Origin of the sequence: Citrobacter werkmanii, from assembly GCF_008693645.1 — a bacterium.
GTDB lineage: Bacteria > Pseudomonadota > Gammaproteobacteria > Enterobacterales > Enterobacteriaceae > Citrobacter > Citrobacter werkmanii.
The window spans coordinates 3,317,700-3,339,572 of sequence record NZ_CP044101.1 but is presented as its reverse complement, the minus strand read 5'-3'; the positions used below and the strand labels follow the sequence as shown (position 1 = coordinate 3,339,572).

The following is a 21,873-nucleotide window of genomic DNA, read 5'->3' as shown; positions in this document are numbered from 1 at the left end:
CCTCATGAGTGCGTTAAATAAGAAAAGTTTTCTTACTTATCTGAAAGAAGGCGGAATATACGTTGTTCTTTTGGTTTTGCTGGCAATTATTATTTTCCAGGATCCCACTTTCTTAAGTTTACTCAACCTGAGTAATATTCTGACGCAATCCTCAGTGCGTATTATTATCGCATTGGGTGTTGCCGGACTGATTGTGACGCAAGGGACAGACCTGTCGGCAGGGCGTCAGGTTGGTCTGGCGGCAGTGGTGGCGGCAACCTTATTGCAATCGATGGAGAACGCCAACAAGGTATTCCCGGAAATGGCGACGATGCCGATTATCGTGGTGGTACTGATTGTTTGCGTCATCGGCGCGATTATCGGTCTGGTGAACGGTATCATCATCGCGTATCTGAACGTGACGCCGTTTATTACCACGTTGGGTACGATGATCATCGTCTACGGGATCAACTCCCTGTACTATGATTTTGTCGGCGCATCGCCAATTTCTGGCTTTGACAGCGGATTCTCTACCTTTGCGCAGGGCTTTATCGCGCTGGGCAGCTTCCGACTCTCTTATATCACCTTCTATGCGCTGATTGCCGTGGCCTTTGTGTGGGTGCTGTGGAACAAGACCCGCTTCGGTAAAAACATTTTTGCTATCGGCGGTAACCCAGAGGCGGCGAAAGTGTCTGGCGTGAACGTCGCGCTGAACCTGTTGATTATCTATGCGTTGTCTGGTGTGTTCTATGCCTTCGGTGGTTTGCTGGAAGCAGGACGTATCGGCTCGGCGACCAACAACCTCGGTTTTATGTATGAGCTGGATGCGATTGCGGCGTGCGTGGTTGGCGGCGTCTCGTTTAGCGGTGGGGTAGGGACCGTCTTCGGCGTGGTGACCGGTGTGATTATCTTTACCGTCATCAACTACGGGCTGACTTACATCGGCGTTAACCCATACTGGCAGTACATTATTAAGGGCGGCATCATCATCTTTGCGGTGGCGCTGGACTCCCTGAAGTACGCGCGTAAGAAGTAACGATAAAACGCCAAAAGGCCGGTGCAGCGCAATCTGCACCGGCCTTTTTTGTCCGCGTTATAATGTTAACGCGTGCTCTTTCTCTCCGGGTTTAAATTTTACTTCACCCAGGTCGATACAGGCGACCGGGCAAACGTGGCCGCACAGCAAGCATCCCACACATTTTTCCGTGTCGCAGTGTGGGGTTCGGGTTTCCTCATTCCATTCCATCGCCTGATGCCCGCCGTCATAACAGGAAATGTAGCAGCGACCACAGCCCACGCATTTATCGAGATGGATGTTTGGGTAGACGATGTAGCTACGGTCAAGATCTTCAGCGGGGATGATATTGGCATTGGCAAGGCCCACCATCTCCTCCAGTGAGTCAAATCCTTGATCGGCGAGGTAATGTGACAGCCCGCTGGTCATGTCCTCCACAATCCGATAACCATACTGCATTATCCCGGTGGTCACCTGCAGCGTGGCCGCGCCTAACAGTAAAAACTCGGCGGCATCTTCCCAGTTTTCTATACCCCCGATGCCGCTAATCGGGAAATCGCGCAGTTCAGGGTGCATGCGCAGTTGCTGAATAAATCGCAGGGCGATAGGTTTAACGGCCTTGCCGGAGTAGCCGGAAATACTGGATTTACCGTTGACGACCGGCATCCCAATTTTCCGGTTCAGATCGATATTGGTAATGGATTTAACCGTATTGATGGTTGCAATACCGTCGGCGCCACCGCGTTTTGCCGCCAGCGCAACCTCACACATATCACCGATATTCGGTGTCATTTTAGCCAGCATCGGCAGGGAAGAACCGCGTTTAACTGCCCGACAATATTTTTCGACCAGCTCAGGGCTTTGCCCAACATCGCTACCCATGGCATGTGAGGTCATTTGCGGGCAAGAGAAGTTGCATTCGATCATGTCTGCACCCGCCTCTTCGACCAGCCGTGCCAGCTCCTGCCACTGCTGTTCATTTTCTCCCATGATCGATGCAATCAGAACTTTATCCGGGTAGTCCTGTTTCAGCCGGCGAATAGCGGCCAGATTTTCCTCCAGCGGGTGCTCGGCAATTTGCTCCATATTTTTGAAGCCAACAAAGCCGGTATCTTCTTTGGTCAGATGGTCAAAGCGTGGAGAGACTTCATTCGCAATAAAGAAACCAATGGTTTTAAAAACAATACCGCCCCAGCCGGTGTCATAGGCTTTGGCGCACATGTCATAGCAGTTGCCCACCGGAGAAGAAGAGAGGCAGAACGGGTTGGGGAATTTGACGCCGCAAAAAGTAATAGAAAGATCTTTCGTTAACATGAGCAAGCTCCCTCTAAGTAGTGATGAATGGCCTGAGCGGCTTCTTTTCCGGTTTTCACGGCGTAAACCACCGTTTTATCGCCTTTTACAATATCGCCCGCGGCAAACAAAGCGGGATCGGCGGTTTGATAATGATGCGTGTCGATAAGATTGCGCTGTGGTTTTAACGCGGCGAAATGTTCAAGTTGAGCATGTTGACCAACGGCGAGAATAATATGTTCGGCTTCAAGCGTCAGTTCTCCCGGCAGGCGAACGTGTTTAAAAGTAACCCGGTTTCCGCTAACCGCCACAGGCGTGAAACCGTCAATAATCGATACCCCTAACGCTTGTGTGCTGCTGAACTCTTTATCGCTGGCTGGGAAATCGGCCAGTTCTTCACGGGCGACACAGGTAACTGACGGACAGCCCAGCAGTTTCAACGTGCTGGCGACATCCATCGCGACATCGCCGCCGCCGATGATCAATGCGCTTTGCGCGACGGTAATATCGCCGCTGGTTTGCCGGGCTCGTTGCAGAAAATCGACGGCAATTTCAACGTGATTGGCCTTCTCAAACAGCGGTAACGTTGAACCGTAAGACATCCCTACGGTAACCAGTACGGCGCGGTATTCTGTTTTGAGTTGCTCAATGGAAAGGGCAGTGCCGACTTCACAATTGCATTTGATTGTTACGCCCATTTCAACGATACGAGCAATTTCGTTATCTAAAACAGCATGCGGCAGACGAAACTCTGGAATGCCATAGCGTAACCAGCCGCAAGGTTGGGCCTGCTTTTCATAGATAGTGACGTCATAGCCCAGATTGCTCAGCGTTACGCTGGCTTGTAATCCTGCCGGGCCTGCGCCAATGATGGCTACCTTGCCACGTGTTTTTGTGGCGGGTTGATAAATTTTCATTGCGGTCTGCTGCTCAAAGTCGGTAATAAAGCGTTGCAGACGTGCAATATCAATCGGCTTATCAATGCCTGAGCGTGTACACCCGCGTTGGCATAACTTTTCGGTTGGGCATACCCGGGCGCATACTGCCCCAAGTGCATTATTTTCACGAATAGTTTCGGCTGCACCCTTAAAATTACGAAAATAAATGGAGCGAATAAATTTTCCCGGGTCAGTTTGCGCCGGACAATCCTGGCTACAGGGGGCATCGTGACATAATAAACAGCGGGAAGCCTCTTTTATGGCTAATAATGGCGTAAAAGCAGGCGTGAGCTCATCCAGATAATTTTGTTGTGGCATATTTTCTTCCTTAATGCGTGAGTAAATTAAGGCAAACCGTTAATAACAAAATATAAAAATCGAAAGGCTATTCTTAAGGCTAAGCACTGCAGGAAGAGTATTCTGTGAAAGGATTCACAAATAGAAGAGTGTTGGCGGGAAATGCTGGCGGGCAGCATTAATCCCTTACTTTGAAATGGTAACCGTTATCATAATATTAGCTATTCTCAAACGCTAATATAAAAATAATATCTTTATCGATAGAAAATTAAGTAAATAACCATACCGAAGGATAAACATCCGCATCCGGCATAAACCAACACATAGGACCAAAATTGCAGGGGCTCTTGATGGCGATAAGCGTATACCGGTTCGCGCGTATTCTTCTTAATTTTATCTACGGCCCCGGTGCGCCAGCCTTTCCAGGCCTCACGGAAACAAAACACAGGAATGAGCAGAAAGGCCAACACGACGAAGAGGGTTTGTACATCCATGCTTATTTTCCTTGTTTCTTTTGTAATTCGAGTAATTGTTCAGGCGTAACCGCCGGATACCCCTGCGCATCGTCGGGTACCTGATGCATGGTAGGGATGGGTACCAGTGGGCCTAAAAAACGGGGTTCACGTTTAAAAATATAGAGATCGGCGAGTGCGCCAAAACGCGCGCCGAATTCGCGTACCCGCACGGTAAGCATATCTTTTGGTGAAGGCACCGCATAGCACTGGGCCTGAATGCCCATATGCAGCGCAATAAACAAGGCGCGTTCACAGTGGAATCGCTGAGTAATAATGATGAAATCGTTGGTATCGAATACCTTACGGGTACGCACGATGGAGTCGAGCGTACGGAACCCGGCGTAATCAAGCACAATGTCAGCCGGATCGACCCCTGCGGCAATCAGATCCTTACGCATCGTCATGGGTTCATTATAGCTTTGCTGCGCGTTGTCGCCGCTCAGCAACAGATAGTTTACCTTCCCGCTGTTATAGGCGTTCAATGCGCCCTGAATACGGTAGCGGTAATACTGGTTGATAACGCCGGTTCGATAGTATTTTGCCGTACCCAGGACCACACCGACCTGGCGGTAGGGTAAATCCTGTAATTCGTCGTAGATATAGGGGGCAGTCTTCCAGCTCATCCATCTGTCGAGTCCAAGCACAGTCAACAGCAGCAGGCCTGACAGGACTAACAGGCTGTAAAACACGCGCTTTAACATGCAGAAAACTCGTTATTTGGGTGGAATTTCAATCAGGCTACTGTACCGGAAGACGTAGCGCAAGAAACAGCAGTCTGATTGAGGGGATTTTAGTCACTGTTACCCGGTTAGCGCAGCGCCACCGGGCTTTATGATTTAACTGAGCAGCACGCGCTCAATATTGTTGCAGCCCAGCGCGTGCAGGGTGGCGGAGGTCGCATCCCACTGGATTAACGGCGCATCGGCTTTTTCTGCCAGCACCGCGCGTTGAATGTCCGGATAGTCGTAACCGTTCAGACTCAACAGGTTTAACGCGCCTTGCAGCGGTGGGAGAGTGGGGTTAAAGGCGGCGTTTTCAGCATAGCTACCACTAAAAATTCGCCCGTCTTTACACTCGAGCGCCACGCCGCTTGGCGATTTGCTGTACGGCATATGGCATCTGTTGGCGGCGGTAATTGCCGCCTGGGTCAGGGCGTCGCCCTGCAGCGCGAAGCCGTGATCCTGGTCGTCCATCAGTAGCGTTTTGATGTCGAGATCTTTTGGCCCGAACGCGTCCGGGAGATAGTCGCGCAGTGCGTGTGGTTCGCGCCCAGGCAGATGAATGCGTAAATCCAACCCGCTGTTCAATTCGTTCATAAACTGGCGGCAGTGGCCGCAAGGGGTGTAGTTAACGGTGATGGCGGCGAGGCCTTTTTCACCGCGCAGCCAGGCGTGGCTGATGGCGCTTTGCTCGGCATGAACGGTTTGCTGCATTGTTGCGCCCAGGAACTCCATGTTGCCACCGAAGTACCAGGTGCCGCTAATGCCGCGAGAGATCGCGCCCACGTTGAAGTTGGAAAGCGGGGTACGTGCGCAGGCCGCAGCCAGCGGCAGCAGAGCGAATGCCAGCGCGTCTTCGTCCAGTCCCGATTCGCGTTTCAGCAAAGAGACCTGCTCAGCAGTCAGCATGGCGGGGAAATGCGTATCCGCCAGAACAGGGGCCAGGGCTGATTGCAAGTTATCCGCGAGTTGGGCAAAAGCAGTTTGAAAACGTGGATGCATGGCGATGCCTCATAACAATGTAATGGAATCGTAGTTTACGGGCCTGTTACGGCTTTATATGTGATCCAAATCTCATTGTGTGTGCAACTTATGAAACTTAAATGAAAAATGTGCAACGCATCGCAAATAAATAACCAAAAAGTGAAGGTTAGCCGACCACTGCCAGAATAACCGGGAACAGAAACGGGGCGACCAACGAGGTGATAATGCCGCAAATGACCAGCGCCAGAGAGCTAAACGCGCCTTCCTGATAATCCAGTTCTGCGCAACGCGCGGTTCCCAGGGCGTGCGAAGCGGTACCCATTGCCAGTCCTCGCGCGGCCTTCGTGCGAATGCGCATAGCATTCAGTAAAGTATGACCAAATACCGCCCCGAGAATGCCGACGAAAATGACGCACACCGCGCTGATGGCCGGAATACCACCAATACTTCCTCCCACCGCCATCGCGATAGGTGTGGTGACCGATTTCGGCATGATTGACGCGGCAATTTCCGGTGAGGCGCCCATCAACAGGGCGATTGTTGTGCCGGTAACCATCGCCACGACGCTCCCCGCAAAACAGATAGCGATTATCGATTTCCAGCGCGCGCGAATTTGGTGCAGCTGTTCGTATAACGGATAGGCCAGCGCGACCACGGCAGGTTGCAGTAAATCGTTCAGCACCTCGCTGCCTTTGAAATAGTGATCGTAGGGAATTCCGGTCAGCATCAGAATGGGAATAATCACCACCATCGCGACCAGCAGCGGATTCAGCAGCGGCATTTTAAAGCGTGCTGCCAGCTTACGTGCGCCAAAGAACACCGCGAGAGTCAGGGGCAACGACCACCAGATATATGTCATCATTCTTTCGAACCTTTTTGGCCAACAATTTTGCGTTCACCGTGTACAAGATGCGAGCTCCAGCTCACCACGAGGAAAACAACCAGCGTACTGATGGTGCATGACACCACCACCGGGCCAAATTGTGCGCGGAGCAAATCAAAGTACTGCATGATCCCCACGCCAATCGGGACAAATAACAGGGCCATATAGCGAATCAGGACATAACAGCCGGGATTAACCCATTTTGCCGGTAATACCTGCAATGCCAGTAAGACAAACAGAATCAGCATGCCAATGATGCTGCCCGGAATTGTGATCGGCAGCAGCGAAGCGACAAAAATACCTGCATAGAGGCAGGCATAGATCAGGACGAATGCGCGCAAATATTGCCAGATAATGTTCAGTGATTTGCTCATAATTGAAACCCTTGACGAGACTGATTCATCATACAATTAAACTTCAAAACGTGCTACCGATCACATCATGAATTCTAAGCATAGAGGAAATAGACGTCTGGAACATTGCGCATATGATCGCGCTAAACCTGCGCCAGGTAATACAAAAAACGACTCAGGGCTGTGGTAGGCGTTTCATTGTTGCGCCAGAATACGCCTACGCTGCCTTTTTGTTCAATCTTCGGCAGATTCAGGATAGCCAGTTGTCCCTGGGCGGCGTAACGCTGCGCCAGACGCAGAGAAAGAATAGAAACCATGTCGCTACTTTGCAGCAGGTTGGTACTGACGTTTATCGACGCTGATTCAATGGTGTTTTCCGGCAGCATTACGCCATTATCGACCAGCGCGTTGTCAATGCTAATCCGAATGGGGGTGCCTGTCGGCCAGACAATCCAACGCCAGTTAGCCAGATCGTTCCAGGTGAGCAGAGGATATTTTGCCAGCGGATGATCGGGGCGGGCGACAAAACAGACCGGCTCGGTATAGAGCACCTGGTAATTAAGCGGCAGCTGAAGCGCCCGGCCGCCAACGCGACCGACGACGACATCCACTGAACCCGCCAGCAGATCGTGCAGTAACGGGGTCATCACTTTCTCTTCAATATTGAGATGCAGAGTGGGTAGCTCCGTAAGCAAGCCCAGTATTGCCTGTGAAACGCAGTCGGTCGCCACCGGCGAGCAGCCAATCTTCAGACTTCCCACCAGACCGCCTTGCTTGAAACGGGCAATTTCGTACTGCGAACGCTCCATATCATTGATCAGGCGTTGAGCATGTTGCAGCAACAGCTTGCCGCCTTCGGAGGGGCGTAAGCCTTTGCTATGTCGTTCAAAGAGCGTGATGCCAATCTCATCTTCGAGCTGTGATAACCATTTGGACAAGGCAGGCTGGGTGATATTCATCATTCGGGCGACGTGAGTCAAATTTCCCTGTTCCCCTAGCGCGACCAGCGTTTGCAGGTGGTGCAACTTCAGTTTCTGTGCCCAGTTAGCCATTTGCTATAACCTCTAGGTTATGCCTCTGCATGAAAAGCCATTGTACATTTCATCTCCAAACATACAAAGTCGCAACATACCTAAAACAAAACAGACATCTACTCTACCTGCACTGAGGCATTCACTATGACTCAACAACGTGATCTACAAGCACTAATAGATTCCGCCCCCGTCGGTAAGACGCAGTGGCGCGTGATTATTTGCTGTTTTCTGGTCGTCATGCTCGACGGTTTTGATACCGCGGCGATTGGTTTTATCGCACCCGATATACGCACTCACTGGCAATTGACCGCCGGGGATCTGGCGCCGCTTTTTGGCGCAGGACTGCTGGGGCTAACTGCTGGCGCGTTGCTCTGCGGCCCGCTGTCCGATCGTTTTGGCCGTAAACGGGTGATTGAGCTTTGCGTGGCGCTGTTTGGCGCGCTGAGTCTGATCTCTGCTTTTTCGCCCGATCTGCAAACGCTGGTTATTTTGCGTTTCCTTACCGGGTTAGGTCTGGGCGGCGCGATGCCTAATACCATCACCATGACGTCGGAATACCTGCCTGCCCGTCGGCGTGGCGCATTGGTCACCATGATGTTCTGCGGCTTTACTCTCGGATCGGCTATGGGCGGCATCGTCAGTGCTCAACTGGTGCCGGTTATTGGTTGGCACGGCATTCTGGTGCTGGGAGGCGTTTTGCCGCTCATGCTGTTTGTCGCCCTGCTGTTTGCGCTACCGGAATCCCCGCGCTGGCAGGTTCGTCGCCAGCTACCGCAAAACGTGATTGCCAGAACTGTCAGCGCTATTACCCGGGAACGTTATGACGATACCCATTTTTATCTCAACGAAGGCGCAGCGATTGCCAAAGGCAGTATCCGCCAGCTGTTCGTCGGGCGACAGTTGCCCATTACCCTGATGTTATGGGTGGTGTTCTTTATGAGCCTGCTGATTATTTATCTGCTCTCCAGTTGGATGCCAACGCTGCTTAACCATCGAGGAATCGACCTGCAACATGCCTCCTGGGTGACTGCGGCCTTCCAGATTGGCGGTACGTTAGGCGCGCTGGCGCTGGGCGTACTGATGGATAAATACAATCCTTTCCGCGTGCTGGCGGTGAGCTATGCGCTGGGGGCGGTATGTATCGTCATGATTGGCCTGAGCGAAAACGGCCTGTGGCTGATGGCGTTGGCGATTTTTGGCACCGGCATCGGGATTAGCGGTTCTCAGGTGGGTCTCAATGCGTTAACCGCCACCCTTTATCCGACGCAAAGCCGGGCGACGGGCGTCAGCTGGTCTAATGCCATTGGCCGCTGCGGCGCGATTGTCGGTTCGCTTTCCGGCGGCGTGATGATGGCGATGAATTTCTCATTCGATAACCTGTTTTTCATTATTGCCGTTCCGGCGGCCATCAGCGCGGTGATGCTTACGCTGCTGACGGTTGTTGTTCGCCAGTCGGCCTCTGTCCCTGACGCCTTGCCACGCGCAGGCATCGTGAATGAATAAGGAGAATCCCTATGTCTGAACTGAATCAGGATGTTAAGAACAGCCGTCAGCAGTTTTACCAGCATATTTCCGGGCAGAATCTGACCCCGCTGTGGGAGTCGTTGCACCGTCTGGTGCCGTCAACGCCGAACGCGAATTGCGCGCCTGCGTACTGGAACTATCAGGAGATCCGTCCGCTACTGCTGGAAAGTGGCGATCTGATTGGCGCGAAAGAGGCGATTCGCCGCGTGCTGGTGCTGGAAAACCCAATGCTGCGCGGACAGTCTTCCATCACCCCGACGCTGTACGCGGGATTACAGTTGATCATGCCGGGCGAGGTTGCGCCGAGCCACCGCCATAATCAGTCTGCGCTGCGCTTTATTGTCGAAGGGAAAGGGGCATTTACCGCCGTCGATGGCGAGCGCACCCAGATGCATGAAGGCGATTTTATTCTGACGCCGCAATGGCGCTGGCACGATCACGGCAACCCTGGCAGCGAACCGGTAGTGTGGCTGGACGGTCTGGATCTGCCGCTGGTGAATCTGCTGGGCTGCGGCTTTGCGGAAGACTACCCGGAAGATCAGCAGCCGGTCACGCGCAAGGAAGGGGATTATTTACCGCGCTATGCGGCCAACATGTTGCCGCTGCGTCATCAGAAGGGTAACTCATCGCCCATTTTCAACTATCGCTACGATCGTAGCCGTGAAGCACTGCATGACCTGACCCGCATGGGCGAAGCCGACAAGTGGGATGGTTACAAGATGCGCTACGTGAACCCGGTAACCGGCGGTTATCCCATGCCGTCAATGGGGACCTTCCTGCAATTGTTGCCGAAGGGCTTTTCTTCACGGATGGCGCGTACCACTGACAGCACTATCTACCATGTGGTGGAAGGAAGCGGGCGGGTCACCATCGGCAACGAAACCTTCAACTTTTCGCCAAAAGATATCTTCGTGGTGCCGACCTGGCACGGTGTGTCGTTCCAGGCCAGCGAAGATGCCGTCTTATTCAGTTTTTCGGACAGACCGGTTCAGGAAGCGCTGGGGTTGTTCCGTGAAGCACGCTATTAATTTGGGAGAGAGAAAATGACGCAATACGTATTCGAACCACAAGCGCCTGTTACCGTTCCGGTGGTTGGTAGTGATGAACAATTTCCCGTGCGCCGCGTTTACTGTGTGGGGCGCAACTATGCTGCACATGCGCGTGAAATGGGCTTTGACCCGGATCGCGAACCGCCGTTCTTCTTCTGTAAACCGGCCGACGCGGTGGTTCCGGTGGCGGCTGGTCAAACCCTTGAACTGCCGTACCCGTCGCAGACCGATAACTATCACTACGAGATAGAGCTGGTGGTGGCGATTGGTAAAAAGGGCAGCGATATACCGCTGGAAAAAGCGCACGAATATATCTGGGGCTATGCCACCGGTCTGGATATGACCCGTCGTGACAGGCAGATGGAGATGCGCCAGATGGGGCGTCCGTGGGAAATCGGCAAAGCGTTTGATCTCTCTGCGCCCATCGCGCCGCTGCATAAAGCCAGTGAAATCGCTGATGTTAACAATGCGCCTATCTGGCTGCAGGTTAACGGCGACGATCATCAGCGGAGCGATATTCGTCACCTTATCTGGTCTGTGAATGAAACCATCAGCTATCTGTCCGGATTTTTCGAACTGCAGCCGGGCGATCTGATCTACACCGGTACGCCGGAAGGCGTGGGGGCGGTAGTGAAAGGGGATGTGATCACCGGCAACGTAGACGGTTTAACCCCCATCGCCGTGAAGATTGTCTGAGGTGGATGATGAAGCTGTACAGTTTCTTTAATAGCTCCGCGTCATATCGCGTGCGTATTGCGCTGGCGCTGAAAGGGCTCGATTACCAGACGGTGGGCGTCAACATTCGCATCGGTCAGCAGAACGAGCTGGCCTACCGGCGGATGAATCCGGTGGGGCTGGTGCCGACGCTGGTGACCGACGACGGAGAATCGCTTGGACAATCGCTGGCGATAATCGACTGGCTGGATGGCCACTTTCCGCAGTCGCCGCTGCTGCCTGGTGACTTCCCGATGCGCAGTCGGGTGCTGGAAATTGTTTATGCCATCGCTTGTGATATCCACCCCGTGAATAATCTGCGGGTACTGCGCTACCTGAGCGACGAATTAAAGATCAGTGAAGAGGATAAAAAACGCTGGTATGCGCACTGGATCCAGCAAGGGTTAAGCGCAGTGGAACAGATGCTGCGTCAGAGTCATTCGGGGGCGTTCTGCGTGGGTGATGCGCCGACGCTGGCGGATTGCTGCCTGATCCCGCAATGGGCGAACGCGCTACGTATGGGCTGCGATTTGAGCGCATATCCACGCTGTAAGGCGGTCTATGATGCCTGTACCCAGCTTCCGGCGTTTATCGCCGCCGCGCCCGAGAATCAACAAGATAAAATTCCGGCCTGATAAGGAGAACGACAATGGCTAAAGTGACACGCGCAATTATCGTGGGTGGTGGGATTGGCGGCGCGGCGACCGCGTTATCGCTGGCCCGTCAGGGAATCAAAGTGATGTTGCTGGAGAAAGCGCATGAGATTGGCGAAATCGGCGCGGGCATTCAGCTCGGGCCAAACGCGTTCTCTGCTCTCGACAGCCTTGGCGTGGGAGAGGTTGCCCGCCAGCGCGCCGTTTTTACCGATCATATCACCATGATGGATGCGGTAAATGCGCAGGAAGTCGTGCGTATTGAAACCGGACAGGCGTTCCGCGATCACTTTGGCGGTCCTTATGCGGTTATCCATCGGGTGGATATTCATGCTTCTGTGTGGGAAGCGGCGCTGGTTCATCCCAACGTTGAGTATCGCACTTCAACTAACGTGGTTGATATTCGCCAGACCGAGAATGACGTGACGGTATTTGACGAGCATGGCAACAGCTGGACGGCAGATATTTTGGTCGGCTGTGACGGTGTGAAGTCGGTTGTCCGTCAGTCTCTGATTGGCGATGCGCCACGCGTGACCGGGCACGTGGTCTACCGCGCGGTGATTGATTGCGATGATATGCCGGAAGATTTGCGCATTAACGCGCCGGTGCTGTGGGCCGGACCGCACTGTCACCTGGTGCACTATCCGCTGCGCGGCGGCAAACAATATAATCTGGTGGTGACCTTTCATAGCCGTCAGCAGGAAGAGTGGGGCGTGAAGGATGGCAGTAAAGAGGAGGTGCTCTCCTATTTTGCCGGTATTCATCCACGTCCGCGCCAGATGCTGGATAAACCGACATCATGGCGGCGCTGGTCCACCGCTGACCGCGAGCCGGTCGAGAAATGGGGTACCGACCGCATTACGCTGGTGGGTGATGCCGCGCACCCGGTGGCGCAATATATGGCGCAGGGAGCCTGTATGGCGTTGGAAGATGCCGTCACGCTTGGTAAGGCGTTACAGCAGTGTGACGGCGATGCGGCTGATGCCTTTGCCCTGTATGAGTCGGTGCGCATTCCGCGTACGGCGCGGATTGTCTGGTCGACGCGCGAAATGGGCCGCGTTTATCACGCCGCGGGCGTCGAGCGCCAGGTGCGTAATCTGCTGTGGAAAGGTAAATCACAGGCGGAGTTTTATCGCGGTATGGAGTGGCTGTACGGCTGGAAAGAAGATAACTGTCTGTTGCCGCGCTGAGCCTCTTTAATCTCCCGAACGGAGGCGCTACCATAGCGCCTCTTTTTTTGCGGGTGACGATATGCGTGTTTTACTGGCGCCGATGGAAGGCGTGCTCGATTCCCTGGTGCGCGAGCTGCTGACTGAAGTGAATGATTACGATCTGTGCATCACGGAGTTTGTGCGCGTGGTGGATCAGCTCCTGCCGGCAAAAGTATTTCACCGGCTCTGCCCGGAACTGCATAACAACAGCCGCACGCCATCCGGCACGCGGGTGCGCATACAGCTATTGGGCCAGTATCCGCAGTGGCTGGCGGAGAACGCCGCGCGCGCGGTCGAACTGGGATCGTACGGTGTCGATCTGAACTGCGGCTGTCCGTCGAAGCTGGTCAACGGCAGCGGCGGTGGCGCGACGTTATTGAAAGATCCTGAGCTCATCTACCGCGGCGCAAAAGCCATGCGCGAGGCGGTGCCGGACCCTCTCCCGGTGACGGTGAAAGTACGCCTGGGCTGGGACAACAGCGACCGGCAGTTTGAAATTGCCGATGCCGTCCAGCAGGCTGGTGCCAGTGAACTGGTGGTGCATGGTCGTACCAAAGAGCAGGGCTATAAGGCCGAGCATATTAACTGGCAGGCGATTGGCGAAATTCGCCAGCGACTTACCATTCCGGTTATCGCAAATGGTGAAATCTGGGACTGGCAGAGCGCCCAGGATTGTATGGCCATCAGCGGATGCGATGCGGTGATGATCGGTCGTGGTGCGTTAAATATCCCGAACCTGAGTCGCGTGGTGAAGTACAACGAGCCGCGTATGCCCTGGCCTGACGTCGTGATGCTGCTGCAAAAATATACCCGTCTCGAAAAGCAGGGTGACACGGGGTTGTATCATGTGGCGCGTATTAAGCAGTGGTTAGGGTATTTGCGTAAAGAATATTCAGAAGCCACGGCACTGTTTCAGGAGATTCGCGCGTTAAACAATTCGCCGGATATCGCTCGGGCGATTCAGGCCATCAAGATTACCGCCTGACATCAGTTCCGGTAGGCCGGATAAGGCGTTTACGCCGCCATCCGGCATCAGAGAGAATAATCGCCTGACATTTCTGCTATCAGGCCTGGGCTAAAAGACAACATCAAAAAATCATCTTAAACACGCCGGTTACCACCAACAGTCCAATCAGAAAAATAATTAGAATAATCCACAGCAGAATTTTCATTAACTTTCCTTTTTTTGGTAAATTCAGATTGAGTATAGGAAAGTATCAACTATTCTGCCTGGTGGCGCTGTTATGCGGGTTTACGTGCGCTTAGCAGAAACACCATTGGCCGCTCTTTTTCTTCATCCAGCGCCGGGTTTTCAGCAATCTGCTGAGCAGAGGGTCCCCATTCATCAACACACACAATGTCGAATCCGGCGGCAATGAGCGCGTTAATCCAGGTCGCCAGCTTGCGATGCTGTTTTTTAACGCCTTCAGCAAACCAGTTACTGATACGCTCGCCTTCTTGTTGGTAATGATTAACCGGCCAGGACAGCTGCCCGGTTTTGTCTTTTATCCAGCCCTGGTTAAGCGGTGCGGTATAAATGGGGTGCTCGGCAGAGAAAACCAACATGCCTCCCGGTGTTAATGCCTGGTAAATCGTTACGAATAATCGTTCAATATCGTGTAAATAGTGCAGGGCAAGGGAGCTATACGCCAGGTCGAAAGACGCCGGCGAGAGCGTAAGCGTTTCGAGATCTTCACGGCGATAGACGATGCCATTGCCGTGAGTCATATTATGCGCTTGGGTTAACATCTTTTGTGAGATATCCAGCCCCACGACGCTGGCGGCATGATTATCGCGCGCGTAGCGACAAAACCAGCCATATCCGCAGCCCAAATCGAGAATGTTTTTACCCTGCAGAGCGGGGAGCATAGCCTGTATTGCTGGCCATTCCGGTGCGCCGTCAAGCCCTTTTACTGAACGATCCAGCGTGGCATATCCGGCAAAGAATTCCGGGTCGTCATAAATATTCTGTGACATAAGGTTTCCATCTATAAATTATTAAAATTATTTAATCTGTATTATTTGTGTGGTGTATATTTTTCTGATTATATATTTTTATTGCCAAAGATGTATTGCCACGCGTAACTAAAAAAGTAACAGCGACAAGTCGTACTCTCTGCGCATCTTTTCTTACCTGTATATCTCCATGAATCGTAATTCTGTTTTTGCCGCGACGGCATTGTTGCCCCTTTTTATTCTCATGGCTGGCTGTGCGCCTATGCATGATGACCGTCAATCTCTGTCGCAGCAGACCCCTGCTGCGAATGTCGATTCCGCCTTACCTGCGGCGTTAAAAAATGGCTGGCCGGACAGCCAATGGTGGAAGGCATACCACGATCCTCAGCTTAATGCGCTGATTGACAGCACGTTGCGAAACTCTCCTGATATGCAGGTGGCGGAACAGCGCATTCAACTGGCGGAGGCGCAGGCGAAGGCCGTTGAGGCGCAGGATGGTCCGGAGATCGATTTCTCTGCGGACGTTGAGCGTCAGAGAATGTCAGCTGAAGGGCTGATGGGGCCGTTTGCCATTACCGATCCTGCCGCCGGAACGACAGGCCCGTGGTACACCAACGGGACCTTTGGTTTAACCGCCGGTTGGAATCTGGATCTGTGGGGGAAAAATCGGGCCGAAGTGACGGCGCGTATTGGGGCCGTTAAAGCGCGTGAAGCTGAGCGTGAACAAACCCGCCAACTGCTGGCGAGCGGTGTTTCGCGTCTGTACTGGGAATGGCAGACGCAGGCGGCACTGAAAAGCGTGCTGACGCAGATTAAAAATGAGCAACAGAACGTGATAACCGTCGATCGTCAGCTGTATCAAAACGGCATTACCTCATCAGTGGAAGGCGTTGAGACCGATATCGATTCCAGTAAAACGGATCAGCAGCTGAACGATGTTAACGGCAAAATGAAAGTGATTGAGGCGCGGCTGAGCGCCCTGACTAATTCACAGTCTACCGTTCTGAAACTGCATACCAGTAAGTTACCTACCGTAGAAAGCCAGCTCCCGTCCCAGTTAGGTTATTCGCTGCTGGCCCGTCGACCGGATTTACAGGCCGCGCACTGGTACATAGAGTCGTCGCTGAGCAGCATTGATGCGGCCAAAGCCGCGTTTTATCCGGACGTGAATTTGATGGCGTTTTTACAACAAGATGCGTTACATCTGAGCGATCTGTTCCGCCATTCCGCGCAGCAAATGGGCGTCACTGCCGGACTCACGCTGCCTATTTTCGACAGCGGCAGATTGAATGCCAATCTTGATATCACCAAAGCGCAAAGCAACCTGACGGTGGCGAATTACAACAAAGCCGTGGTAGATGCGGTGAATGACGTGGCGCGTGCCGCATCGCAGGTGGAAACGCTGGCGCAGAAGAATCAGCATCAGCAGCAGATCGAACATGATGCACAGCGTGTGGTGGGACTTGCGCAGGCGCGATTTAACGCCGGTATTATCGCGGGTTCCCGGGTCAGCGAAGCAAAGATCCCGGCGTTACGTGAGCAGTGTAACGGTCTGGTATTGCAAGGCCAGTGGCTGGATGCTTCCATTCAGTTGACCAGCGCGCTGGGCGGCGGTTACCACGCGTCGTAACACACCTGCCCGGTAGATGCCGCTCTACCGGGCCGTCTTCTTGCTGCTGCGTTTTTTCAACCACCAGCGCGCGCCTACCACCAGTACAATCACCAGAACCAGCCATATCCAGTGCTTAATGTGCTGGTCGAGATTGTGCAGCCACGGCGCGATGACTTCTCCCCCCACATAACCCAGAGTGGTAAATATCAGCGCCCACACCAGCGCCCCGAGAATATTGAGCGGTAAAAAGATCTTCGGTGGCAGGTGACTGGCGCCAATCAGCAAAGGACCAATAACGCGAAAACCGTACATAAAACGCGTGCCGACCACGAACAGATAAGGACGCCGTTGGATCATCTTCTGCGCGTAATCAATTTTTGCCTGATGACGCGAAAAACGCCGCAGAATTTTGCCGCCAAAACGACGTCCGAGTAAATAGAGCAACTGATCGCCAATCATCCCGCCCAGCGCGACGGAGAGCACCACCAGCGGAAATTTAAGTACTCCCTGATGGGCCGCGACGCCGCCTAACAGGGTAATGGTTTCCCCTTCAGCCAGACTGCCAATCACTAATGCGGCATAGCCGTATTGCGCAACATAATGATTTATATCCATACGATTGTATGACCTCCACCGCTTATAGCATACACCCTATGAATACTTGATGCCGGAAAAGCCGCGCCGTAGCGATCTAATGCTTGTCAGTTAAGTATTATGAAGGACATGTGATTCTGGCTCAGGGTTCCGTTCACCTCCGCGGTGTCATTTCTCTGAAACGCCGTTACCCGTGAACGTGCAAGGGAGGCTTACCGCCGCCTCCCTTGCATCCCAGGCTCCCGGCGGGAAAATCGTCGCTGCGCGAGTTATTCGTCTTATGCCGTCTGCCTGTCGGGTCGGGGCCGAGCCTGCCTCCATGCAGGCCGTCCCCTCTGCCCGCATCCCTGCGGGCAACCCCGGTCAGCCGTCAACGCCTCATCGATTTTCAGCCGGACCGGAGTCATCGCTTCAATGCTCTGACTTCCAGTTAAATCTGTTTTGCTGTTCAGACCAAAAACGCAGATGGTGAGGTGTGGGCTGGTCCGGCTGAAAATTGCCGACGTGTTTCCGTAAGGCCGGGAGAGCCAGCATGGATGCTGGCTCAGGGCGCGCTTTACAGGGACGCTTCATCGCGCCCGGCCCGGTAGCCTGAAGGAATAAGCGGGGGGAACCACGAAGTGGCAATTTTCCCGCCGGGAGCCGGGATTGTTAAGGGTACGGCGATAGTACCCTTAACACGTTCACAGGCAGTATCGTTTCAGAGAAGTGATAAACATTGGGTGAACGTAACAATACGCCGTAGCGATCCGGTATTTTCTCTGTGTACATAAAATAATCAAAAGCTGAATTATACTTGAAGTGTTGAGGTCCGGAGCTGACAAGAAGGGGGCGGTATGAACCATGTCTGGGGGCTGTTTTCCCATCCCGATCGTGAAATGCACGTGATCAACAGCGAAAACGAAAGCGTTTCGCATCACTATACCCATCATGTACTGCTGATGGCGGCAATCCCGGTTGTTTGCGCGTTTATCGGTACCACACAAATCGGCTGGAATTTTGGTGACGGCAACATACTGCAGTTATCCCTGTTGACCGGACTGGCGCTGGCCATTCTGTTTTACGGCGTGATGCTGGCGGGCGTGGCTGTCATGGGCCGGGTTATCTGGTGGATGGCGCGTAATTACCCACAGCGTCCATCGCTGGCGCATTGTATGGTCTTTGCCGGATATGTCGCGACTCCGCTGTTTTTAAGCGGTCTGGTCGCCCTTTATCCGCTGGTCTGGCTGTGTGCGTTGGTGGGAACTATCGCGCTGTTTTACACCGGTTATTTACTCTATCTCGGTATTCCAACGTTCCTGAATATCACTCGTGAGGAAGGGTTAAGTTTTTCCAGTTCCACGCTGGCTATTGGTGTGCTGGTACTGGAGGTTCTGCTGGCGATTACGGTAATTCTGTGGGGTTACGGCTATCGCTTATTCTGACCTGTAAAACGCCTCTGCGCTGCGTTGTTGACGTAAAAGTCAGCAACGCAGCATTTCGAGACGATTATCCTGTAGCGGCAAACCTGCCGGATCGCTATGATGCCTGAGCTAGCCTGAGAAAATACTTAATCTCGGGCGGTGTGCGTTGTGACGTGCGTGAACCCTTATCAGAAATCTCATCATGCTGAAATTCCGAGTTTCATTATTAAGCCTTGCCCTGGTGCTGGCCGTTCCTTTTGCACCCCAAGCCGTGGCGAAAACGGCACCTACCGTAGCGGCTTCTCAACCTGAGATAGCGTCCGGTAGCGCGATGATTGTTGATCTGAATACCAACAAGGTTATCTATTCGAACCATCCGGATCTGGTGCGTCCGATTGCGTCGATTACCAAATTAATGACGGCGATGGTGGTGCTTGATGCGCGACTGCCGCTGGATGAAAAGCTGAAAGTTGATATCAGTCAGACGCCTGAGATGAAAGGAATTTACTCTCGCGTACGGCTGAACAGTGTAATCAGCCGTAAAGACATGCTGTTACTGGCGCTGATGTCATCTGAAAACCGCGCGGCAGCCAGTCTGGCGCATCATTACCCTGGCGGCTATAACGCGTTTATCAAGGCGATGAATGCGAAAGCGAAAGCGCTGGGCATGACCCATACCCGTTTTGTGGAGCCGACCGGGTTATCGATTCATAACGTCTCAACCGCGCGTGATTTAACGAAGTTACTGATTGCCAGCAAACAGTATCCGCTGATTGGTCAGCTAAGTACTACGCGTGAAGATATGGCGACGTTTGCCAATCCGGCATATACATTGCCGTTCCGTAATACCAACCATCTGGTGTATCGCGATAACTGGAATATTCAGTTAACTAAAACCGGGTTTACCAATGCGGCGGGCCACTGTCTGGTGATGCGCACGGTGATTAATAACAAACCGGTGGCGCTGGTGGTGATGGATGCTTTTGGGAAATATACCCACTTTGCCGATGCCAGCCGTTTACGCACCTGGATTGAAACCGGCAAGGTGATGCCGGTTCCGGCGGCGGCGCTGAGCTACAAAAAGCAAAAAGCGGCGCAGATGGCGGCGGCAGGTTCAGCTACGGGTGAGCAAACCGCGCAGAACGATTAAACCGTCGGCCGGGCAAGCGAAGCGCCCCCGGCAACGTGCCCGATGGCGCTTATGCTTATCGGGCCTACGATTCTTTCCAGAACTTCTGCTTACTCGTTTTCCCAATACCCGGGTTCATACTGTTGGTTGGGTCATTCTCGCGGTAAAAGCGGGTTAATGTTTCCGGCGCCTGGTACAAATGCCCGACGTTATGCTCCGCCGGATACTGTGCCCCACGCTCGCGAAGTAACTCCAGCATCTGCTCTTTCAGCGCATGGGCATCCACGCCTTTTTTGACGATGTAATCCTGATGGAATACATAGCACATAAAATGCCCGTAATAGAGCTTGTGCACCAGTTGGCTGTCGATTTCTGGCGGCAGATGTTCATACCATTCGGTGTCGTTACGACGCAGCGCGATATCCAGCGCCAGAATATCTTCCACCTCATCCGCATGAACGGCCTGATAACGAATAGCTGCGCCAGCCGCCGCAAAGCGGTGCAGGAATGCCTTGCTGCCTTCTTCCGGCGTACAGGCAAAGAAGTCGCCCTCGGCCGTTTTGAAAAACTCATTTAGCCAGTTTTGCGCTTCAGCCACGCCGCCACCGGCCATTTTTAACAGCAGGTGATGCTCGTATTTGTCGCGCCAGCTTTTCATACGCGCCGGTAAGTGGCTGGGGAATAAATGACCAAACTTCTGCATCGCCCGGTCGGTGAAGTGCGGACGGAAAAATTTCACTTTTTCCAGCATCGCATCGGTGCGGCCTTTCAGGGTGAAGAAAAACGGCATTTTGTCGGTGCCGAGCTTGTCAATCATCAGGAACGTATCTTTGCCGTACTGCTCAGCGATGTCGTAAATATCGCGATGCATATATTCACCGGCAACCGGCAGATGTTCAAACTTCGCCAGAATATGACGGCGGATCTCCGTCAGCACCTCTGGCTGGTTGGTGCCGATATAAAAGACCTGCTGATTTTTTTCGGCTTCGAAAGTGTCCAGACGCACGGCAAAAACCGCGAGCTTTCCGGCACAACCGGAAGATTCAAACAAGCGGTCCGGGTCGGCGTTATAGCGTGCGGGCGTGTCCGCCTCAATATCTCTGACGCGGGTCACGTAGTCGTGATCGTGCGCATGACGTCCGTCGTGGCGAACATCGTCATCTTTGATGCGCTCGTCATCGAGTTTGCTAAGGATCTGCTCTGGGGTTTGGCCAAGGTCGATGCCCAGATGGTTAACCAGCTGTAATTTGCCCTGTTCATCAATACGCGCAAACAGCGACATCTCCGTGTAGGCCGGGCCTCGTTGCACCAGCGAGCCGCCGGAGTTGTTACAAATGCCGCCAATCACGGAAGCACCGATGCAGGAAGAACCGATCACTGAATGCGGTTCACGACCAAAAGGTTTGAGCGCTTTTTCCAGCGAATAGAGCGTTGTTCCAGGCCAGGCCAGCACCTGTTCGCCTTTGCCGATGACGTGCAGCTTATCAAGACGCAGGGTGCTGATAATAACAATCTCACGGTCGTAATCATTGCCGCTTGGCGTAGAGCCTTCGGTCAGGCCGGTATTGGCGGCCTGCATCAGAATGATTTTGTCTGCGGCGACACAGGCGTTCAGGACGCGCCACAATTCTAAAAGCGAGCCCGGGAAAACGACGGCGAGCGCATCGCCCTGGCCGGAGCGGAATCCCTTGCGATAGCGGGCGGTTTTAGCGGCTTCAGTGAGCAGGTGCGAATGACCCACCAGGCGGGTCAGTTCATTCAGGAAAGCTTTATTATCTGTTGTAATGGAAGACATTCTCCACTCCTTGTGGTGGGACTCAATATCAGGAACAAGCATAGCGCTTTGTATGACAATACGCTTTCTCATTCATATTGTCTCTGGCTTGTCTTTCATTGATTCACGCTGGTTTTGAAAATTAGGAGAATAACCTTAGCTTTCTTTAGCGCTCCCGTTTAGTCTTACGGCAAATTGCGGTTTTTGTTATATTTTCGCTGATGCGTCAGGAAAAAATAAAGAG

The 21,873-nt window shown here is 53.2% G+C and carries 22 protein-coding genes; 10 read left to right on the top strand and 12 right to left on the bottom strand.

Annotated elements, in window-relative coordinates; genetic code table 11:
- Positions 1-4: 4 nt before the first annotated feature.
- Positions 5-1,015 (top strand): galactose/methyl galactoside ABC transporter permease MglC, encoded by a 1,011-nt coding sequence (mglC, locus tag FOB24_RS16835; RefSeq protein ID WP_003027393.1) that lies wholly within the window; start codon positions 5-7, stop codon positions 1,013-1,015.
- 57 nt (positions 1,016-1,072) lie between these two features.
- Here mglC and preA read toward each other — a convergent pair whose 3' ends face one another.
- The 8 genes from preA to FOB24_RS16795 form a co-directional block, all read right to left on the bottom strand.
- Positions 1,073-2,308 carry an NAD-dependent dihydropyrimidine dehydrogenase subunit PreA gene (preA, locus tag FOB24_RS16830; protein WP_085047874.1) on the bottom strand — a complete coding sequence of 412 codons (1,236 nt, stop codon included), beginning with the start codon at positions 2,306-2,308 and terminating at the stop codon, positions 1,073-1,075.
- On the bottom strand, positions 2,302-3,543 hold the full coding sequence (locus FOB24_RS16825; RefSeq protein ID WP_150345209.1) for an NAD(P)-dependent oxidoreductase: 1,242 nt from the start codon (positions 3,541-3,543) through the stop codon (positions 2,302-2,304). Before FOB24_RS16825 ends, preA begins: the two co-directional genes overlap by 7 nt.
- 233 nt (positions 3,544-3,776) lie before the next feature.
- Positions 3,777-4,016, bottom strand: coding sequence for a DUF2542 family protein (locus FOB24_RS16820; protein ID WP_038641982.1), 240 nt, complete (start codon positions 4,014-4,016; stop codon positions 3,777-3,779).
- Positions 4,017-4,018: 2 nt separating this feature from the next.
- A complete protein-coding gene (gene sanA / locus FOB24_RS16815) occupies positions 4,019-4,738 on the bottom strand; it encodes an outer membrane permeability protein SanA (RefSeq protein WP_038641981.1) in 720 nt (239 codons plus the stop codon).
- A 135-nt stretch (positions 4,739-4,873) separates the two neighbouring features.
- Positions 4,874-5,758, bottom strand: a complete 885-nt coding sequence (cdd, locus tag FOB24_RS16810; protein ID WP_038641979.1) for a cytidine deaminase — start codon at positions 5,756-5,758, stop codon at positions 4,874-4,876.
- 148 nt (positions 5,759-5,906) lie between these two features.
- Complete coding sequence (locus tag FOB24_RS16805; protein ID WP_038641977.1) at positions 5,907-6,602, bottom strand: CidB/LrgB family autolysis modulator; 696 nt, start codon at positions 6,600-6,602, stop codon at positions 5,907-5,909.
- Positions 6,599-6,997 carry a CidA/LrgA family protein gene (locus FOB24_RS16800; protein WP_137347653.1) on the bottom strand — a complete coding sequence of 133 codons (399 nt, stop codon included), beginning with the start codon at positions 6,995-6,997 and terminating at the stop codon, positions 6,599-6,601. The genes FOB24_RS16805 and FOB24_RS16800 overlap by 4 nt, the downstream gene beginning before the upstream one ends.
- Before the next feature lie 122 nt (positions 6,998-7,119).
- A complete protein-coding gene (locus FOB24_RS16795) occupies positions 7,120-8,028 on the bottom strand; it encodes a LysR substrate-binding domain-containing protein (RefSeq protein ID WP_085047876.1) in 909 nt (302 codons plus the stop codon).
- A gap of 126 nt (positions 8,029-8,154) precedes the next feature.
- Here FOB24_RS16795 and mhbT point away from each other — a divergent pair, with 126 nt between their 5' ends.
- The 6 genes from mhbT to dusC all read left to right on the top strand — a co-directional run bounded on the left by mhbT (position 8,155) and on the right by dusC (position 14,146).
- Positions 8,155-9,513 carry a 3-hydroxybenzoate transporter MhbT gene (mhbT, locus tag FOB24_RS16790; RefSeq protein ID WP_137371589.1) on the top strand — a complete coding sequence of 453 codons (1,359 nt, stop codon included), beginning with the start codon at positions 8,155-8,157 and terminating at the stop codon, positions 9,511-9,513.
- Between the two features lie 11 nt (positions 9,514-9,524).
- Complete coding sequence (gene gtdA, locus FOB24_RS16785; protein ID WP_150345208.1) at positions 9,525-10,562, top strand: gentisate 1,2-dioxygenase; 1,038 nt, start codon at positions 9,525-9,527, stop codon at positions 10,560-10,562.
- 15 nt (positions 10,563-10,577) lie between these two features.
- Entirely contained in the window at positions 10,578-11,279 is a 702-nt protein-coding gene (locus tag FOB24_RS16780) for a fumarylacetoacetate hydrolase family protein (protein WP_038641969.1), read from the top strand.
- Between the two features lie 8 nt (positions 11,280-11,287).
- Positions 11,288-11,932, top strand: a complete 645-nt coding sequence (gene maiA / locus FOB24_RS16775) for a maleylacetoacetate isomerase (RefSeq protein ID WP_150345585.1) — start codon at positions 11,288-11,290, stop codon at positions 11,930-11,932.
- Positions 11,933-11,946: 14 nt separating this feature from the next.
- Entirely contained in the window at positions 11,947-13,140 is a 1,194-nt protein-coding gene (locus tag FOB24_RS16770) for a 3-hydroxybenzoate 6-monooxygenase (RefSeq protein ID WP_085047880.1), read from the top strand.
- A 61-nt stretch (positions 13,141-13,201) separates the two neighbouring features.
- On the top strand, positions 13,202-14,146 hold the full coding sequence (gene dusC / locus FOB24_RS16765) for a tRNA dihydrouridine(16) synthase DusC (RefSeq protein ID WP_085047881.1): 945 nt from the start codon (positions 13,202-13,204) through the stop codon (positions 14,144-14,146).
- Positions 14,147-14,249: 103 nt separating this feature from the next.
- Here dusC and yohP read toward each other — a convergent pair whose 3' ends face one another.
- Complete coding sequence (gene yohP / locus FOB24_RS24730) at positions 14,250-14,333, bottom strand: small membrane protein YohP (RefSeq protein ID WP_087855921.1); 84 nt, start codon at positions 14,331-14,333, stop codon at positions 14,250-14,252.
- A 70-nt stretch (positions 14,334-14,403) separates the two neighbouring features.
- Entirely contained in the window at positions 14,404-15,138 is a 735-nt protein-coding gene (locus FOB24_RS16755; protein WP_087855922.1) for a class I SAM-dependent methyltransferase, read from the bottom strand.
- Positions 15,139-15,307: 169 nt separating this feature from the next.
- On the opposite strand from FOB24_RS16755, the gene mdtQ reads away from it, so the two are divergent.
- Complete coding sequence (mdtQ, locus tag FOB24_RS16750) at positions 15,308-16,747, top strand: multidrug resistance outer membrane protein MdtQ (protein ID WP_038641958.1); 1,440 nt, start codon at positions 15,308-15,310, stop codon at positions 16,745-16,747.
- A 24-nt stretch (positions 16,748-16,771) separates the two neighbouring features.
- Here mdtQ and FOB24_RS16745 read toward each other — a convergent pair whose 3' ends face one another.
- Entirely contained in the window at positions 16,772-17,344 is a 573-nt protein-coding gene (locus tag FOB24_RS16745) for a DedA family protein (RefSeq protein WP_038641956.1), read from the bottom strand.
- An 815-nt stretch (positions 17,345-18,159) separates the two neighbouring features.
- Here FOB24_RS16745 and FOB24_RS16730 point away from each other — a divergent pair.
- Positions 18,160-18,747: a Yip1 family protein gene (locus FOB24_RS16730; RefSeq protein WP_038641953.1), complete on the top strand. Its 588-nt coding sequence runs from the start codon at positions 18,160-18,162 to the stop codon at positions 18,745-18,747.
- A 181-nt stretch (positions 18,748-18,928) separates the two neighbouring features.
- Positions 18,929-19,876 carry a D-alanyl-D-alanine endopeptidase gene (gene pbpG / locus FOB24_RS16725; RefSeq protein ID WP_038641951.1) on the top strand — a complete coding sequence of 316 codons (948 nt, stop codon included), beginning with the start codon at positions 18,929-18,931 and terminating at the stop codon, positions 19,874-19,876.
- 64 nt (positions 19,877-19,940) lie between these two features.
- Here the strand turns inward: pbpG and dld are convergent, their stop codons facing one another.
- A complete protein-coding gene (gene dld / locus FOB24_RS16720) occupies positions 19,941-21,650 on the bottom strand; it encodes a D-lactate dehydrogenase (protein WP_150345206.1) in 1,710 nt (569 codons plus the stop codon).
- Positions 21,651-21,873: the final 223 nt, after the last annotated feature.